The organism is Mesorhizobium sp. M1E.F.Ca.ET.063.01.1.1 (assembly GCF_003998155.1).
GTDB lineage: Bacteria > Pseudomonadota > Alphaproteobacteria > Rhizobiales > Rhizobiaceae > Mesorhizobium.
Genome location: NZ_RZSC01001252.1, coordinates 1 through 1,024, shown reverse-complemented (window position 1 = coordinate 1,024; position 1,024 = coordinate 1). Strand labels below are relative to the sequence as shown.

Annotated in this window: 1 protein-coding gene; it reads left to right on the top strand. The window is 63.6% G+C overall.

Features of this window, described 5'->3' with window-relative positions:
• Window positions 1-1,024: FAD-dependent oxidoreductase (locus EOA29_RS37690; protein ID WP_145970095.1), on the top strand; the 1,024-nt coding region annotated here is incomplete at both ends.

Here is a 1,024-nt window from a genome sequence, read left to right as displayed (position 1 = left end):
GGTGAACACGCCCTGGGATTTCGGCCATGAATTGCTGCAGCCCGACATCGATCGTATCGCGCCGTCGCTGGAAATCGGCTTCAAGCATTTCCCCGGCATCGAGAAGGCCGGCATCAAGCAGATCATCAACGGCCCCTTCACCTTCGCGCTCGACGGCAATCCGCTGGTCGGCCCGGTGCAGGGTCTGACCAATTTCTGGTGCGCCTGCGCCGTGATGGCCGGCTTCAGCCAGGGCGGCGGCGTCGGCCTCGCTCTGTCCAACTGGATGGTGCATGGCGATCCGGGCTTCGATGTCTGGGGCATGGACGTCGCGCGCTTCGGCGAATGGGCGAGCCTGCGCTACACCAACGCCAAGGTGCGCGAGAATTACTCACGCCGCTTCTCGATCCGCTTCCCGAACGAGGAACTGCCCGCCGCTAGGCCCGCGCAGACGACGCCGCTCTACGACACCATGCTCGCCAACAACGCGGTCATGGGCGACTCATGGGGCCTGGAGACCCCGCTCTGGTTCGCGCCGAAGGGCACCGAGCCGAAGGACATCGTTTCCTTCCATCGTTCGAACGATTTCGGTCCGATCGGCGAGGAGGTGCGCGCCACGCGCGAGAAGGTCGGCGTCACCGAGATCGCCAACTTCGCCAAATACGAGGTCTCGGGGCCGGGTGCTGAGGATTTTCTCAATCGGCTGATGACCAACCGCATGCCGAAGGTAGGCCGCATCGTGCTGACCCCTATGGTCAACGAATTCGGCAAGCTGATCGGCGACTTCACCATCGCCAAGACCGGTGAGGACCGCTTCATGATCTGGGGCTCGTCGGCGGCGCAGAAATATCACATGCGCTGGTTCGAAAAGCACCTGCCGAAGGATGGGGCGGTCCGCATCCACCGCTTCGACCAGACGCTTGTCGGCCTGTCGATCGCCGGGCCGAAATCCCGCGACCTGTTGCAGAAGCTTGTCGATGTCGACGTCTCGACCAAGGCCTTCCGTTTCATGGACTTCCGCGAGATGGCGGTCGGCGGCGCGCCT